This window comes from Pseudoalteromonas sp. UBA2102 (genome assembly GCF_002331165.1).
Taxonomy (GTDB): Bacteria; Pseudomonadota; Gammaproteobacteria; order Enterobacterales; family Alteromonadaceae; genus Pseudoalteromonas; species Pseudoalteromonas atlantica.
The window spans coordinates 15908-32360 of record NZ_DCYU01000063.1 but is presented as its reverse complement, the minus strand read 5'-3'; the positions used below and the strand labels follow the sequence as shown (position 1 = coordinate 32360).

General features: G+C 39.8%; 15 protein-coding genes. 5 read left to right on the top strand and 10 right to left on the bottom strand.

Annotation, left to right across the window (positions count from 1 at the left end; translation table 11 throughout):
- Positions 1–57: 57 nt before the first annotated feature.
- The 3 genes from B2R65_RS08495 to B2R65_RS08485 form a co-directional block, all read right to left on the bottom strand.
- Complete coding sequence (locus B2R65_RS08495; RefSeq protein WP_054982349.1) at positions 58–666, bottom strand: PilZ domain-containing protein; 609 nt, start codon at positions 664–666, stop codon at positions 58–60.
- 381 nt (positions 667–1047) lie between these two features.
- A complete protein-coding gene (locus B2R65_RS08490) occupies positions 1048–1815 on the bottom strand; it encodes a haloacid dehalogenase type II (RefSeq protein ID WP_248461316.1) in 768 nt (255 codons plus the stop codon).
- A complete protein-coding gene (locus B2R65_RS08485; protein WP_286741910.1) occupies positions 1815–2465 on the bottom strand; it encodes a peroxiredoxin-like family protein in 651 nt (216 codons plus the stop codon). Before B2R65_RS08485 ends, B2R65_RS08490 begins: the two co-directional genes overlap by 1 nt.
- Before the next feature lie 120 nt (positions 2466–2585).
- Here B2R65_RS08485 and B2R65_RS08480 point away from each other — a divergent pair, with 120 nt between their 5' ends.
- A complete protein-coding gene (locus tag B2R65_RS08480; RefSeq protein ID WP_024032599.1) occupies positions 2586–3473 on the top strand; it encodes a LysR family transcriptional regulator in 888 nt (295 codons plus the stop codon).
- On the opposite strand, the gene B2R65_RS08475 is transcribed toward B2R65_RS08480, so the two are convergent.
- Complete coding sequence (locus B2R65_RS08475; RefSeq protein ID WP_004588914.1) at positions 3453–3968, bottom strand: DUF2937 family protein; 516 nt, start codon at positions 3966–3968, stop codon at positions 3453–3455. The two genes, B2R65_RS08480 and B2R65_RS08475, sit on opposite strands and share 21 nt — an antisense overlap.
- Positions 3969–4087: 119 nt before the next feature.
- Between B2R65_RS08475 and B2R65_RS08470 the strand changes: the two genes are divergently transcribed.
- The 3 genes from B2R65_RS08470 to B2R65_RS08460 are packed head-to-tail and all read left to right on the top strand — an operon-like array spanning position 4088 to position 8783.
- A complete protein-coding gene (locus tag B2R65_RS08470; RefSeq protein WP_004588915.1) occupies positions 4088–4663 on the top strand; it encodes an RNA polymerase sigma factor in 576 nt (191 codons plus the stop codon).
- Complete coding sequence (locus tag B2R65_RS08465) at positions 4660–5739, top strand: FecR family protein (protein WP_273603375.1); 1080 nt, start codon at positions 4660–4662, stop codon at positions 5737–5739. Before B2R65_RS08470 ends, B2R65_RS08465 begins: the two co-directional genes overlap by 4 nt.
- Before the next feature lie 8 nt (positions 5740–5747).
- On the top strand, positions 5748–8783 hold the full coding sequence (locus tag B2R65_RS08460) for a TonB-dependent receptor plug domain-containing protein (protein ID WP_286741905.1): 3036 nt from the start codon (positions 5748–5750) through the stop codon (positions 8781–8783).
- 329 nt (positions 8784–9112) lie between these two features.
- On the opposite strand, the gene B2R65_RS08455 is transcribed toward B2R65_RS08460, so the two are convergent.
- From B2R65_RS08455 to B2R65_RS08430, 6 genes are all read right to left on the bottom strand, one after another.
- On the bottom strand, positions 9113–9556 hold the full coding sequence (locus B2R65_RS08455; RefSeq protein ID WP_004588918.1) for a ferritin-like domain-containing protein: 444 nt from the start codon (positions 9554–9556) through the stop codon (positions 9113–9115).
- A 173-nt stretch (positions 9557–9729) separates the two neighbouring features.
- On the bottom strand, positions 9730–10668 hold the full coding sequence (locus B2R65_RS08450; protein ID WP_024032602.1) for a LysR family transcriptional regulator: 939 nt from the start codon (positions 10666–10668) through the stop codon (positions 9730–9732).
- A 17-nt stretch (positions 10669–10685) separates the two neighbouring features.
- Positions 10686–12404, bottom strand: a complete 1719-nt coding sequence (aceK, locus tag B2R65_RS08445) for a bifunctional isocitrate dehydrogenase kinase/phosphatase (protein WP_286741903.1) — start codon at positions 12402–12404, stop codon at positions 10686–10688.
- A gap of 199 nt (positions 12405–12603) precedes the next feature.
- Positions 12604–13083: a hypothetical protein gene (locus B2R65_RS08440; RefSeq protein ID WP_029772054.1), complete on the bottom strand. Its 480-nt coding sequence runs from the start codon at positions 13081–13083 to the stop codon at positions 12604–12606.
- 82 nt (positions 13084–13165) lie between these two features.
- Positions 13166–14662 (bottom strand): DUF3413 domain-containing protein, encoded by a 1497-nt coding sequence (locus B2R65_RS08435; RefSeq protein ID WP_004588922.1) that lies wholly within the window; start codon positions 14660–14662, stop codon positions 13166–13168.
- Between the two features lie 5 nt (positions 14663–14667).
- On the bottom strand, positions 14668–14880 hold the full coding sequence (locus B2R65_RS08430) for a YejL family protein (RefSeq protein ID WP_004588923.1): 213 nt from the start codon (positions 14878–14880) through the stop codon (positions 14668–14670).
- A 62-nt stretch (positions 14881–14942) separates the two neighbouring features.
- Here B2R65_RS08430 and yejK point away from each other — a divergent pair, with 62 nt between their 5' ends.
- A complete protein-coding gene (gene yejK, locus B2R65_RS08425) occupies positions 14943–15959 on the top strand; it encodes a nucleoid-associated protein YejK (RefSeq protein ID WP_004588924.1) in 1017 nt (338 codons plus the stop codon).
- The last annotated feature ends 494 nt before the right edge of the window (positions 15960–16453 follow it).

Genomic DNA, 16453 nt, shown 5'->3' with positions numbered 1-16453 from the left:
GAAGTTTTGATACAAATTAGGGTGGCGCTAGTTTAGCATTTTACATGCATATGTCAGCTATTTATCGCCGCTAGAATCATCGTCAATTTGCTCGAGTTCTTGGCGTTTTTTTAGCTGGCGTGTTTGTGCATGTAAGCTGGCTCTGACAACTAATTCTTGGTCTGTGGTTCTTATTGCAGTAAACAGTAATGTGTATTGGTAGTGTTCGCTGTCTTGTTTTTCAACGGCCACAACTTCTGTATAACAGTAGACGGCTGAGGCTTCGTGGTGCAAAAATAGCTTTGTTCTAAATGCTTGGCCTATTGCGTATACATCAGGCGAAGTAAAGCGAATGCCGCCTCCGCCGTAGCTATCGCACTGTATGGCGTTATCTTGAGCTTGCTCTGATGCTAAAATGTGGCTCATTATTAAATCAATTTTACGCGACTGTGCTTGTAAAAAAGCTGCCAGCTCTTGTGCTAAATCGCCTAGGTTTCTAAGGGGTCTTAAAGAGGCCTGTTCAAGCTCACTGACTTCGTTAGCTAGCTTAAATAGAGGAGGTATGTCGTCTTCAAGCGCGAGTTGAGATTGCGGCACTAACTGATTTTCTACAGCAAATAAGTTTACTCGAATGCTTTCATTTATTTGAAAGTATTCTTCAAATTCGCTTAATCTTTGACTGTTCATAATTATCTCCACTGCGTATTCATTAAATAGTAGCGTTGTGGGGAGTAAATTGCTAGCAGATAAAAATGCTAAATGGTTTGTTTATAAGCCAGTTTTTAAGAATGTTGATTAGGGCGTGTTGAACTTTGCGGATTGAAATTTGTTTAATCTAGGGGCGATTAAATTGCGGCGTGAGGTTTGTAACCTCGTGGGCACGATAACAGCTCCTGCGTTTCGCCTATTTATATGGAATAACTACACTTGATAGGCTCTGCCTTGCCTAAAAACCAAACACGCTGCTGCAAATTTAACTATCAAAAATCAACACGCCCTAATAAAAAAGCGGCCAATGTCATCCTAACATCGGCCGCTTGGGTATTGATTAATTAGCGCTGGGAGTGCTTATTTAAGTAGAGCGGCTAATTCATGTAAATCTTTCACAACGTGGTCTGGTTTTTTTGCCAGTGGGTAAAGTGTTTTACCTGGGCGGGCGATAAAGGTTGTTTGTAACCCGGCTTCTTTAGCACCTGCTACATCCCAACCGTGCGCCGCTACCATCATTGCTTCATTTGCTTTTACATTTAATTTTGTTAGCACCCACTCATAGGCACGTAAGTCTGGTTTATAAATTTTAATATCTTCAATGCTGTAACGCGCATCAAAGAACGACATTAATCCAGCGCTCTCAAACTGGGCTTTAACGCCTTTGTTCGAAGAATTTGTCAGACTTACTAACTTATAGCCCTGTGCTTTGAGTTTTGCCAGTCCTTCTTTCACATCTTTGTGAGGAGGTAGGGTTAAAAGCGGGGTAACAATGGCTGTTTTTGCTTGTTCATTCGTAATAGCTATGTTGTTATTTTTGGCAACCATGCGCAGCGATGCAACGCCAATTTGACCAAAATCGTGGTAATTGCCACTTACAGTATCAACGAGTGAATGATGCAACATGGTCGAAAACCAAAGTGGTAATAAATCTTCACGCCCGCCAAGCGCTTTACCAATAGAGGTGCGCATGGAGGTTAAATCTAACAAGGTTTCGTTTACATCAAAAATAAGTACTTTAGGTTTCACTTGTGCCTGTGGCTCCTCAGCCATAGCGTAGCCAGAGGCAAGGCTAGAACCAACAAGTAGTGATAGGGTAAGGGTTTTTAACGATTTTAAAATAGACATTAGTGTTGCTCCGATTCAAGGGCGGCCAATACATCAGTAGGCTCTGCGCGTAGGGTATAGTCTTCGTTTAAAAAGGCATACGTAATTATGCCTTTTTGGTTAATTACATAGGTTGCAGGTAAAGGTAATTTATAACTTTTATTGCCGTAGTACTTTTCAAAATCAATACCAAACTGGCTATAAAGCGCCACAATACGTTCATCTAAAGTAAACAGTAAACCAAATTGCTCGGCTACCTTGTTATTAATATCTGAAAGCACATCGAATTCAAGGGCATTTTTTTGTGCGCTAGATAACGTTTCGTCGGGTAATTGTGGTGATATCGCAACTAACTGCGCATTGTGCGTTTTAAATTCGGGTAAGTGATCGTTAAGTGCTTTTAGCTCTAAATTACAATATGGACACCAGTTACCACGGTAAAAGCTAATTATTACCGGGCCATTATTTAATAAATCAGCGAGCTCAACTTGCTCAGCGCTATGATTGTTTAAACTGAAATTGCTTACTTTAGCGCCTACCTGTAGCGCATTATCTTTTATATGCTGAGCAATGAACTCTTCATTTGTCTGCGCCATAAGGGCTAATACATCGCTAGGTAGCTTCGCTTCCTTTTGCACGTTATAGGCATCAATCTGTGCTTTTAAACTCATTATTAAATCTCGAATATAACTGTACGGCGATTATGGATGTTTTAGTTATTTAAATATATATTGCAAAACTGAAAGCTTCATTCGAAAATATTAAACACCAAAAACTGCCTAGCCAAATGTATGTATAATTTAAGTGACCTAGAAACATTTATTGCCGTCGTAGAAAATAAAGGGGTGCTTGCAGCTGCGCGTGAGCAACGTTTGTCGCCAGCAACAGTAAGCCACAGGCTAAGCAAGCTCGAGCGCGAGCTTTCAACCGTGTTAGTGTTTAGAGACAGCAGACGAGTAAGGTTATCGCCCGCCGGTGAGCTATTTTATCATCGCGTAGGGGCTATTATAGAAGCCTTGCACGATGCAGAGCACAGCATTGGCGCACGAAGCTCTTCGGTGAGCGGGTTATTACGCGTGACTATGCCACCGTGGGTGTTTTCAAAGTATGTTATGCCTAAGTTGACCGAGTTTGAAACCCAATACCCGCAACTAAAGCTCGACTTTTTAATTACTGATCATTTTGTCAATGTGGTTGATGATGCACAAGATGTGGCAATTAGAGTAGGGCAATTAACCGATTCTGGCCTGCTTTCTCGCAAAATTGTCAACAACTCCCGTATTTTATGTGCAGCGCCAAGTTATATAAAAAAGCATGGTATGCCTTGTACACTAAGCGAACTGAGCACGCACTATTGGGTGTGTTTACCCTGGCAAAGGCAGTTAAAACTGTATGATGAAAATAATAAAATACACACCTTTAATGCCAAAACGCGCTTTACTATTTCTAATTCCGATAACATGACGCAAGCAGCGCTTGCCGGACATGGCATAGCCATTAAATCTAAAATAGCAATTAACGATGAGCTAAGTGCCGGAAACTTAGTAGAGGTGATGCCCAATGTAATGGCCCAAAGCGACGCGCCGGTGTGGTTTTTACGGCCTCAAAATAGCTTAACAACCCGCAAAACCGAGGTGTTTTATGAGTTTATGAAGTCTTTATTTGCCAGCTATGAATAAGCGGTAATACCCGCGCTTAATTATGAATAAGGTTACAAAGCCAATAAACTCAGCAAAAATAGCAATAATAATGGCGCTAACAAGCGCTGCTATTATGGAGTCTTTTTTTAACACTATTTGCCCTTCAAAGCGTTGCCATACTTGCTTTTTAATGGTGAGAAAGTCGCTGGTTAAAGTAAATAAATAGGGCGATTGGTTAAAGTTATTAACTGCCGCTTGTAAAGAGTGCTGGCGATTATTGAGGCTTTTAATATGGGTAGCCCCTTTACCCACAATATCATCACCAATATTTTCATAGTGGGCAATTAACTTGTTTAAATCGTTGTTAAAGTAGTTTTGAGCATCTTTTTTAAACGGGGCTAATGCGTTATTTGCTTCAATTAAATGTGCATCTAAAGCGTGCCCAAAGTCGCTTACAAAGGCTGGTATTTGTACCCCTAATAGTAAACCTGCTGCAAAAAAACTGAGCCTTATGTAATCTAATAATTTACTCATTTGATCTCCTGTTTACTCAAAACCCACCTAAACAACGCTAAATTAACATTTGCGCTTGTTTTTATGCCAAAAACTCGTAATCTATCGGTAATAAAAATAACAATAGGCCTATGTTAAGGATGACTACCAAAGTAAATATGACATCAACGTTTGTTGATATCACTAAGCAGTTAAAACGCTTTGTGTCGCGTATTGTACAGCCCGATGACGTAGAAGACATTGTGCAAGAAACCTTTATTAAAAGCTACGAAGCTGATTTAAAACAAGATATTCAGTTTAGACGCAGTTACATGCTTAAAACTGCAAAGCACTTAGCGCTTAATCATATAGCCAAGTGGGATAACAAGTTTAATGACTCGTTAGAGCACGACGCAGAATTACCCCCGCTGCTTAAATCCTCACAACTTGAGGATGAATACACCTCAAAAGAGCGTTTTTTACTTTTTTGCAGAGCAACGGATCAACTAAATTCTTCTATCCGTAAATGCTTTATATTTAAAAAAGTGTACGGTATGAGCCAAAAAGAAATCGCCCAGCACATGCAATTAAGTGAAAGCACAGTAGAAAAACACATTGCCAAAGGTTTATTACAAACCATGTTATACATGAAAGAACATGAACAAAATCATAACCAATCTGCGGCACATAATTCTGCTTGTAATTCGGCTCTATCAATTGAGAGGGCAGCAAAATGAGTAATGTTCATCAATTCACATCAAAAGATTTAATTTTAGAAAAAGCCTGCCAATGGATCAGCGCAATTGACAGAGGCTTAAGCGAAATTGAAAAAGAGCAATTTAAACTTTGGATGATGCAAAGTACCGCCCATCAAGATGCCGTCTACGAACTTGCGCAGTTATGGGATGAATTGGCCGTATTAAACGAGTTAAGCAGTTTATTTCCGCATAGAAGTGTAAAACAGCCCCAGAAAAAAAGATGGGCGTTTTCTAGTGCCATTGCCGCGAGCTTATTTGCAGCATTAATGGTGTGTAGTTACTTATTAATTAACCTTGAAAACGGTTACAACGAAGAGCTGGCTAAAATAAATTACACCAAAATTTATACAACGAAGGTGGGCGAACAAGCCACGTATGTTTTACCCGACGGCACCATAGTGCAATTAAACACGAATAGCCTATTAGAGGTAGCTTATAGCAAAGGGCGTCGTCAGTTATTACTGAGTAAGGGTGAAGGGCGTTTTAATGTAGCAAAAGATGCATCACGCCCATTTAGTGTGATGGCTGGCGATAAGAGCTTTACGGCACTTGGTACTGTATTTAATGTACAGCGCAATACCTCTTCTGATTTAGAGCTGGTTGTAACCGAAGGGAAAGTGATGATCACCGACCCAAGTGTTGCGGTAAGTGCCAACGATTTTAAAGACTACCAACTGGCTGATAATAACGCTAAAAAAGTACGTGAAATCAATGCCAATATTGTTATCTCTGGCGAAAAAGCAATTATAGAGCAAAGCATTACTAAACCTATCACACAGCTTTCTGTGGATGACGTACAGCGTGATTTAGCGTGGCAAAATGGCATGTTAATTTTTAATGGCGAGCATTTAAGCGATGCATTAAATGAAGTGAGTCGTTACACCTCTACGCGTTTTGAGCTTTCAAGCGATGAGCTTGCCAATATAAAAGTAGCGGGTGTATTTAAAGCTGGCGATGTTGAGGGGCTACTTGAGAGTTTACAAACTAACTTTGCAATTGAGCATGAGCGTTTAGGTGAACATATGGTGAGCCTAACACAGCAAACTAAATCATAAGAAATGTTATGCATATCAAACAAATGTTAGGTGAAGTTGCATCTTTAAATGTTATTAGTAAAAAAAAGTTTAAAAAAAAGATAAAAAACTATAGAGGAATTTTGTTTGTCAGCTGTTTATATAAATTGCGCAGTAACCAAACGCATTTATTTAGTGGTTTAAGTGTACTTGCTCCGGCTATTTTTAGCTTGAGTGTGCAAGGGGCTACACAGACCACTGGGCAAATGGTGCAATTTGATATACAAGCGCAGCGAGCAGACAAAGCCTTAATAGAATTTGCTAAACAAACAGAGCAAACCGTGGTGTTTTCTTATGAGTTGGCAAAAAATTACCAAGCAAATTCGGTTTATGGTTTTTATACCCAATTAGATGCACTGCAAGCATTATTAAGTGGGACTGAGCTCGATGCGGTTGTTGATCAAAATGGTTTACTGAGTATAAAACTCAAACAAATCAATAGGAAAGATAACAACATGATGAAGCTTTCAGGGGTTAGTGCAGCTGTATTACCAGCATTGCTTGCAGCAAATTCACACGGTGTGAATGCAGCAGAGGATGTTGCACAAGAGAAAATAGAAAAAATTGCTATTGTAGGTAGCCGTGTAGCAGGGCGCTCAGTAGAAGATTTACCCGTACCCGTTGATATTTTAAGTGCTGAAGCACTTGAAAACACAGGCCAAACCGAAGTTGGCCGTATGTTGCAATCTATTGCACCTTCATTTAACTTTTCAAGCTCGTCAATCAGTGACGGTACTGATGCCTTACGACCTGCAACACTGCGTGGTTTAGGGCCTGACCAAACTCTTGTGCTTATTAATGGTAAGCGCCGCCACCAGGCAAGTATTATTCATATCAATACCTCAGTAGGGCGTGGTACCGCAGGTACCGATATGAATGCCATTCCAGCCTCAGCTATTAAACGTATAGAAGTTTTACGAGACGGCGCAGCAGCGCAATACGGCTCAGATGCAATTGCCGGTGTAATTAATATTGTACTAAAAGATGGTAGCGAAGGCGGCAAAGCAGCGGTTAATTACGGCCAATACTCAGAGGGTGATGGCGAAACAGTAAACGTTGATTTTAATAAAGGGTTTGTCCTAGGTGATAGCGGCTACTTAAATGCAACACTTAATTACCGCGACCGCTCGCCTACTAACCGCGCAGGTCTACACGGCTCGTGTCAGTTTTATGGCTGTACAGAGCTTAGCGACGGTACTTTACTGGCAGGCGATCCACGTGAACTGACCGCCGACAGAGACACTTTTCGTATTGGTGATGCCGACTCACAACAATTTGGCTTAACTGTTAATACAGGGTATGAGTTAGGTGATGGTGAGCTGTATGGCTTTATTACTTATTCAACGCGCGATAACGAATCAGCCGCGTTTTTCCGTCATAATGCAAATGCGGGCGGTAACCCTGTTTTGCAAGATAACGACGCAACTATCCCGTTAGGCTTTTTACCTAAAATTAATACCACAATTGATGATATTTCTTACAACTTTGGTTACAAAACCGACTTTGATAACGATGCAAGTTTAGATGTATCGTATACCTACGGTGAAAACAGCATTGATTACACAACAAGTGACACAATCAATGCCTCGTACGCTAACTTTTTACGTTACGAGCAAGGTTTAAGTGCCGCTGATATTCGCAGTACTATTCCGCGTGAAGCCTATGCCTATGGCATGGAGTTATCACTGCAAACCATTAATATAGATTTTACACAAAACTTTGATGACTACTCACTGGCTATGGGTGCAGAAATTCGTACCGATGAATACCGTATTTTAGAGGGCAGCGAATATGCTTATCGTGATTACGACACCCTTGATGGGGTAAGTATTTATAGTGGTTTAAGTGGCGGTGTAGGCTCTGAAGATGCCTCTGGCGGTACGCAAGGTTTTGGTGGTTCTTCGCCGGCATCATCGGTTGATGAATCACGCGATGTAATTTCGTTTTACCTTGATGCAGAAACCTACCTAATTGAAGATGTCATTTTATCAGGCGCACTGCGTTACGATAATTACAAAGGCTTTGGCGACACGGTAAACTTTAAGCTTGCGGGTAACTGGGCAATTACTGATGATGTGTCACTGCGTGGTGCATTAAGCTCAGGCTTTAGAGCGCCATCAATGCAGCAATTGTATTTTAACAATATCAGCACACAATTTGTTGTGGCTGAAGACGGCTCATTAGTTGCTGAAGAAGTAGGTACATTCAGAAACGATTCAACCCTTGCACAAAGTTTAGGTATTCCAAAACTTAAAGAAGAAAAATCGCAAAACCGTAGTTTAGGTATTGTCTACAACGTAACGGATAACATTAATGTTACTGTGGATTACTACTCAATTGATATTGACGACCGCATAGTAATTAGTAATCGTTTAGGCAAAGGGCTTTCTTCAAGCCTAGATGCTGCATTAATCAGCTCAGGCGCAGGTGCAGGGCAGTTTTTCTTAAATGGTGCAGATACCGAAACTTCGGGTATTGATTTTGTAGCTACTTGGAATACCGAGGGATTAGGTGGCACGCTTGATTTTACTTTAGCAGCTAACTTTACTGAAACTGAGGTGGTATCGTTATTTACACCATCGGGATCAGGGCTTGAAACCGTACCGGTTGAAGATGTTTTCTCTGATCAAGAAATTTCAATTATTGAAGAGTGGCAACCAGAAGATCGCATCAACTTAAGTGCGCTTTACCAGCGTGGTGATTGGACTGTAAACCTTTCACTTAACCGCTTTGGTGAATACACAGTAGAAGATGGCGGACGCCAAACCTACGGTGCAGAAATTTTAACTGACGTTAAAGTTAATTACTTCGTGACTGAAGATTTATCTGTAAATATTGGTGCAAATAACTTATTTGACGTGTACCCAGATAAAAACACCATTGGTAACTCACGCTCGGGCACAATTGTAGATTCAAATGGCAATACGATTGTAAGCAGCGATGGGGTATTTGAATACTCTCGCCGTTCAGCGCCATTTGGCTTTAATGGTGCTTATTACTATGTAGGCGCAGAATACCGTTTTTAATAAATAACACTCCCTTATGTTATTTAAGTTCAAAGGGCCGTAAGGCCCTTTTTTTGTATTTAGCCTTTTTAGTATTTATTTCTCAACCGCGATTTTATTGTGTTGCGCCTTACCTCAGCGTTAAATTATACCAATTCGCTTAATTAAACATTATTACGGATTGGTTTAACCCCTGTATGGCTTTGATAATACTAAATGTGGCATTTTGGACTTGGCTATACATAGCAGGGTTTAAACTGGGTGTTGCAATTATTGGCTTATAGCCTTAAACCTTGTAATAATAAAAAACCCAGCGGCTAGGCTGGGTTTTAAATATATGCAATTGAAAATTAATGCTTTTGCATACGGCTCATTTCGGTGTGGCAGCTTTGCATCGTTAGCAAGGTTTTCGCTAAGGCTGCTTCACAGTCGGCTGGCTGTGGTTTATCCATCGCTGCTTTAATTTCTTCAAGTGTTTTATCTTCTACTTCTTCAAGCTCTTTAACGTATGTTTTATCGTTATGAGAACTAAACGAAGTGAGTAGGGCTGTGTAAGCTCTGCGTGCTTCTACAGCAAAAGAAGAGCCGTCTTCACGCTCACCTTTTTCGTTAACTGCATAAGGTTGTAAGCGCTCAACACTTACTTTTCGTGCGTCAATCATGCGTTGAAATAATGCGCCAATGGCTGGGTCTTCAACTTTCTCTTGCGCTTTTTGATAAAAATCAATGCCACTGTTCATTACTTGGATGATGTCAGTAATATGAGTTGCTTCTGTTCCTTGATGGGTATTCATAATGACCTCTCTTTACATGAATTTAAGTTTCATAGTAAATAGAGCAAAGGCCATTCCAGTTTTATTTTAATTTTTAACATGCTGAAATAGTTAGCTATTTTATTTATATTCAAACTGCAAGGCTATTTAAAATAAAATAACCTCGCAAATTTTACATGGCTTTTGTAATAAGGTTATTTAAGCTCATCCGCCACTTCGGCTACTTTTTGGCGTAACCATATATGACTTGCATCGCGATGCAGTAAAGGGCTCCAAATCATATCTAGTTCAAAAGGCGGTATAGGAAATGGAGGCTCTAAAATTTTAAGGCCTGCATCATCTAAGTAAATATTGGCAGCCTTTGAAGGTAAGGTCGCCACTAAATTTTGCTCTTTTGCTAAATGAATGGCTACGTGGTAATTACGGGTAAACGTAGCAATATTTCGGTGTTTACCAAAATGGGCAAGTGCTTCATCTACCCAACCTAGCTTTTGTACATCTTTAGGGTCCATACCTACGCCGACCCCAAAGCCGGTTTTACTGACCCATATATGGCGGGCTTTTAAATAGCTGTCTAGGCTAAAGTTTTCGATAATTGGGTTGTCAGCTTTTACTAAGCAGCAAAAGCTGTCTTTCCATATGCGTTTATGATGAAAAGATTGCGGAAGGTTTTCAAAGCGGTTAATTGCCATATCCACTTTACCATTTTCAACATCATGAAACGTTACATCACTAGGCGTCAGTATATCTAGGGTTGTATCGGGCGCTTCTTCATGAAGTTTACTTAAAAGCTTAGGCGCTAATGTACTGGCTGCATAGTCACTGGCCATTATTCTAAATACACGTTTACTTTGGCTGGCTTCAAATTCGCGATTTGGTGCCAGGGTTTCTTCTAAGGTCATTAATATACCGCGAATAACCGGTTGTAACTCTATAGCACGCTCTGTGGGGACCATACCTTCACTGGTACGTACCAAAATTGGATCGTTAAACAAGTTTCTTAAACGCTTAAGGCCGTTACTCATAGCTGGTTGAGTAATACTTAACTGGTTAGCGGCGCGGGTTACGTTACACTCACGTAATAGGGTGTCGAGGTAAACCAGCAAATTTAAATCTATTTTACTTATGTTCATTGTGTGTCCTTTAACGCTTACCAGTGATGAATAAAGCGTTGTGCTGTCGGGTATGGGTATATGTGACTAACATGACCCTTTTTTATATTTTGCTGAGCTTGCTTCCAAAAACTAACATCAACAAGCTCGGGGTGTGTACTGAGCAAAAACTGTTTGTACTTTGGGTTTGGCATAACAAAGGTACAAAGTTGCTCAGGAAAAACATCTTGCGGCGCAACTGAGTAACTTTGTTCATCAGTTAAGTAATCATCATAGCTTTTGGCCTTAGGTAAGGCCCTAAAGTTCATATCTGTTAGGTATTGAACCTCATCGTAGTCGTAAAAAATAATGCGCTTGTGTTTGCTTACCCCAAAGTTTTTAAGCAGCATATCGCCTGGGAAAATATTTACCGCAATCATTTCTTTAAGTGCTTGGCCGTACTCTTCTATTGCATCGGCAGCACTTTCTTCGCTGGCGTTTTCTAAAAATAAATTAAGCGGTGTCATGCGCCTTTCAATATATAAATGCTTGATAATAAGCCACGGGCCTTCAATTACCATAGATGAGCCAATGGTTTTATGTAGCTGTGCCAGTAAATTACTATCAAAGCGTGCCAAAGGAAATACGACGTTAGAGTATTCTATGGTATCAGCCATGCGGCCAACCCGATCATGGCTTTTTACCAGTTGATAGCGTTTAAGCACGGTCTCGCGGCCAAACGGTTTGCTTTCGCCAAACTTATCTTTAATTACTTTAAATACATAGCCAAAAGAGGGCAGCGTAAATACCATCATCACCATGCCTGGTGTGCCTGGCGCTATAATAAAGTTATCGTCTGAGTGAGACAAGTGATGTAAAAATTCACGGTAAAACTCAGTCTTACCTTGTTTATGAAACCCAATGGCATTATAAAGCTCAGCGAGTGTTTTATTAGGCATAAGTTGATTTAAAAATCGCACCATGGCTGAGGGCGCATGGGTTTCAACCATAAAATAAGCCCGTGCAAAGCCAAAAATCACCCGCATTTGCGATGATTTGGTTAATAGCGCATCGAGGTATAAGCCTCTATTTTCATGGTGCAGTACTGCAATAATAAAAGGCTGCACACCACTTTGAGAGACCACTCGGCCGACTATGTAAGCTGCTTTGTTACGATAAAAAGGCGCGTGCAAAATATCAAAGCGCATTTGCCAAGGCTGGTGGTGAGTGTCGGGTGCTTGTTTGTAAAATGCCTTTACGAGCAAACGTATATCCCGCTCTAAATTTACAAACGGGGCTTTAAAATCAAAATGCTCAATAATACGCTTTATTGTGGGCTTTAAACCATCCACCACTGGAAAGTAGCTGCGGTACTCTGCCTCAACAGGAATGGCAGGGGCATCTTTTAATGTGGCTTGTACAAATATAAAGTCGTTATGAAAATAGCGTCTGTGGTACAAACGGCAAAATACTGAGTTATAAAATGTTTCGGCAAGTTCAGCTTGAGGATGAAAGCATAAAAAGCGTTGGTACAGTATTTTTACTTCAAGCCAAAGCTGCTCATCTAATTGCTCAGTTAACTGTGCTTGTTTTAATGCTTTAGTGGTTTCGTTTACTCTGTCATCGTAGTAACTAATACGCAGTTTACTAATTTCATTAATTTGCTGCCAATCGCGCTTTGCAAAGGCAAGCGGGGCTTGGGCGGTGGTTTTTTGAAACAGCTGATAATGCTTTTTAAAACCCGTTAAAATTAATTCAGCTATGTGGCGTGGCTGCATAAACACTCCTTAAAAAGGGTATATAACGATTTTAGTACAGCATTTATAAATGTTAGTGGTGCTGTAGCGTTATACACGTTAGAGCTTTAACTCTATAGTTGTTAAGGTTATGTTATTTTAAGATTAAAACCAAGATAAATATTCTCAGTTTTTATACTTTTAGCTTAAAGCATAATTGAGTGTGATGGCAAAAGCCAAGTTATTGGTAGGAGGCTATTTTTTTCTCTAATTTTTTAATGCGCTTTTCAATTTCGGTGGTTTGCTTTTTATGATCTTTATTTATTATTTTTAATTGCTTGGTAATATCTTTGCTAATTAACTTTTTGTCCTCGTCATCTAAAATACGATTGAGGCGCTGTTGTTGGTTGTATTCTGCGCGGTCTTTTTTACGTTTTATAATCGCTAATTTATTAGTATTACTTCTCAGCTCTGCTTGCAGGTCAAGCACAATCCGTTCGCGCTCTAATGCGTTTAGCTCTTTTGTGTAGTCTTGCGCTGGTGCAGTATTAATTCCCGATACAGTATTAATTGTGTAGGCGGTAGCGTTATCGTTACAAGGGAATTGCGAAAAGATAGTGCCGTTTTTTGTCACGCATTTATAGTAAGTTGTGGCATTTTGCGCATGCAGAGAAAGTGGGCATACCATTACTGCGCATAAAAAAAGTGTGTGTTTTTGCATTAAGTTCATCCCTGAGTGTTTACTATGATTTAGTAAATATAACCTAGCTTGGTGTTATAGCAAGCTAGGTTAAGGCATAGGGCTATTGTGTGTAGGTTTTTAGCTTTTTAATACTTTGTACTAAAAACGGGATATCGAGGCTTTGCTCAATAGAAAAACCTTCAGCGGCAGATATATTTTTATAGTTACCGTCTGAATCTATTAGCGTAATTCTATCTTTTTTGTAAGCAATAACTACGCCTTGCGAGTAATTAACGCCAGTGTCCGTTTTTTTCTTATACAGGTTTTCACCTAGCATGGTTTGTTTAACCACAGACTTACAGTTTAAGTATTGGCCTACACTGGTTGCAATAATATCACTGGGTTGAATAAGCCCATCTACCTTGGCTATTCTCTTATCTGAGCTATATAAAACCGATGATGTAACTACTTCCGAGCTATTATTAGCTAAGCTAAACGCAAAAATATGGGTGTCGTCACTGCGAGGAGACGGATTATCTTCACCTTTAATGATTTTAATTGCGCTGTTTGAATGCGCTTGATCGTTTATAAAGTTTAGCTTTTCAATTCCAGCAAGCTCTATGCTTCTGCGCTGACTTTGCCACGCGGGTAAGGTTTGCTCTGATAAAATAGCCATTTTATAAAAAGAAGGTAAGCCATACACTAAACTAAACAAGCTATCGCCATGGTGTGTTGGCTGTAAAAACTGATCAGTTTTATGTAGGTTTTTATGCTTGGCAACAAAGCGTTTTAACTGCTCGTTGGTATCAAATACAAAAATATCGACTTGCTGCGCAGTGTAATCTTCACATTTTTGCATTGGCGCAGGTATTTGGTAATTAATATTTTGGTTATTAATTCTTACATTGTGAGCTTGTTTATAGCTTTCAATGTCGAGCAAATCATTTTTTGCTAATAAACTTTTAGCGGTCGTAGGGTACGACAGCGGTAAAACGTTATCTTGCTTCGTTATATCAAACTTTAAATTTGCATCTGCCCAAATGTGAATACTGTGGCTAAGTGCAAAACATAATACTAAAAACGAGCTGGCAAAACGTGCAAACTTAAGTTGTTTTAAACGTGCTAAGTGCTGCCATGTATAGTTACTTACAACTAACTGGAAGCCTAAAATGAGTAAAACAATCCCCCCGGCTAACAATGTAGTAAGGGCGGGCGAGCTAGTTAGACGATGCCACAGTAAGGAAATGATTTCCGGTAGCGCAGAAGAGCTTAAATGATAGCCCAAATTAACGTATACATACGCATCAAGCGTTAAAATAGACGCCCCAAGCGTAGCAATAACGGCAGCCATACCTCGAATATGTCGAGGGTAGGGAAACACTAAGCTTAAAGGAAATACCGTCAGCACAAATGCTAAAAAAGCGATAAAGCTCGTATGGCTTAACCACGTCACTAACATATAGGTAATACCCATAAAGCTAGTTGGCGGTGAATCTGCAAATAAAAAGCTTAGGCTAATAAAAAGCGCTAAGCCAATATTTGCAAAAGTGAACCAGTGGCCCCAACTTAATAACTGACTCGCTTTAGACGAAAACTGATTGTGCTGCGATAAATTCATATAATTTATTTAACCGACTGAGCAAGTGCTTTTGCAAAGTTCTCAGTTACGGCTTGTCTTTTCCCTGCAGGTACATGCTCTTTTAGGATATGCGTGATAGAATTTCCTAAACACATAAGGCTTAAATCAACCGGCGCATTGTGTTGCGTTAGCACATCAATGAGCTGATCGACGATTTGTTCTACTTCTTCATTAGAGTATTTTGATAAGATTGGCATCAGTTGGTTCAATAAAAGAGTTATATTCTCGTATTTTAACACCAGAGGCGTGAAAAACAAAGATGACAACAGACGTTAAAAAATTAGTCGTTCATTATGTAGACAAAAAAGACGACGATACGCAAATTCACCTACGAAACGATGAAATGGTGATAAACGATAAAGTCGCTGTTTTTATCGAACAACTTCATCATGCATACAACTCAAAGCCAGGTAAAGGCTACTGTGCATTTAGTGGCGATAAAAACAGTGTTGTAGCCTCGGCAATGCAAAGCTATCGTAATGACGAGTTAGGCTTTTGGCACATGACCGAGCAGGCATCCACTGTTTTAAAAGAAGAGTTAGATAAATACGCCTTTAGCGAAACAGGCTACTTAGTATTTTGTCATTATCAGTATGTGGCTACTGATTACATGCTAATAGCTATGATCAATATTAAAGAGCACTACAGCATGACCTCTGAGCTTGATTTAGCAGCGTCTCGCCACTTAGATATATCGCGCATGCAACTAGCTGCACGTATCGATTTAACCGCGTGGGATACTCAAGCTGAGGACAATCGCTATATCTCTTTTATTAAAGGGCGAGCAGGGCGAAAAGTAGCAGACTTTTTCTTAGACTTTTTAGGTTGTGAAGAGGGCATAGACCCTAAACAACAAAGCCAAGTGATGCTTAATGCCGTTGAAGACTATTTATCGGAGCAATCATTCGATAAATCAGAAAAAGACGAGTTACGTAAGCAAGTATTTGATTACTGTAACGATTGTGTGACCACAGGTGAAGATGCAAGCGTTACTGAGCTCTCGGCTACGCTAACGAAAGGTGACGATAGTCCGTTTGATAACTTTTGCAAAGAGCAAAGTTACGATTTAGAAGACTCTTTCCCGGTCGATAAAAAAACGGTGACCAGTATGGTTAAGTTTTCGGGTTTAGGGGGCGGTGTTAGTGTTAGTTTTGAGCGTAAACATTTAGGTGAGCGCGTAACTTACAATGAAGCGACCGATACACTGGTTATTAAAGGCATTCCACCAAACTTAAAAGATCAGTTACAGCGCTTTATGGAAAATGAAAGCGAATAAACTCATTTGATCTAGTTAAAAGCCGATTTAAGAGCGCGATATTTATATCGCGCTTTTTTATTTTTGCCAGGTAATAAAGCCACTTAAAAGTCTATTGCACAAAGAGTAGTGAAAGAGGAGTAAGTGAGAAAATACAAGCTATTGTTTAATAGCTGAGCTCTTTCATATTAGCTTGTTTAGCTTTATTACTCACTCTAAAAGTGAAGCGTCTCTTATCCTCTTTGTGAATATGCGTTTATTACGGGCTTTGCCCATCACGCCAACAAGCTGAGTGTACAATTTAAAATTCACTGTATGAAATTTCGCCCGTAGGCGTGAAGCTTGCTCACGCGAGAATCAGCGTTTTGGTTTTTTTAATTTTTTACTAATAAAAACACATGAAGATCTATTGCACAAAGAGAAGCGAAAGAGGAGCAAATGAGAAAATACCTTTCAGGACAAGACAGGTATTAAAACAAAAAAGCCGCGCTATTTTACATAGCGCGGCTTTTTAA